Consider the following 540-nt stretch of genomic DNA (forward strand, 5'->3'; position numbering starts at 1 on the left):
CAACGGCGACAGCATCAGGCGTGCGCGCGGCCTGCTGAGCGAAGAGCGAAGGGATGGATGCGTCGCGCGGGTAATCACTGACAACGCCATTCCAACCCGCGAGGACCTGCTGCTTCTCCGCCAACGTAAGTAGAGGAATCAGGCCGAGCTGTGCATCAGGCGAAGCGGTCAGCGCTTCGAGCAACACGAGGTAGTGACGCGCGAGACGCTCCATGGTCGCCGCGTCGAAGAGGTCGGTGTTGTAGTTGAAGACACCCGCGAAGCCGTTGATGCCTTCTTCGAGCAGGAGGCTGAAGTCGTACTTCGCCGTCTCGATGCTGGGAGCCAGCCCGCTGAGGGTGAGACCCGGGAGCTCGAGTTCCTCTTCAGGAGCGTTCTGTAGGGTGAGGGTGACCTGGAAGAGCGGTGAGCGGCTCAGGTCACGCTGAGGCTGAAGCTCCTCGACGAGCTTCTCGAAGGGGACGTCCTGGTGCTCGTAGGCGGCCAGAGTGGACGTGCGCACCTGGGAGAGCAACTGACGGAAGGACTGCTTGGAGTCGA

At 62.6% G+C, this 540-nt stretch carries 1 protein-coding gene; it reads right to left on the minus strand.

Annotated features, from left to right (window positions below):
• The coding region (locus HUA76_RS44785; RefSeq protein WP_254614920.1) for a condensation domain-containing protein at positions 1–540 on the minus strand (540 nt) is incomplete at both ends.

The sequence above is a fragment of the Myxococcus sp. CA056 genome (genome assembly GCF_013336715.1).
Classification (GTDB): domain Bacteria; phylum Myxococcota; class Myxococcia; order Myxococcales; family Myxococcaceae; genus Myxococcus; species Myxococcus llanfairpwllgwyngyllgogerychwyrndrobwllllantysiliogogogochensis.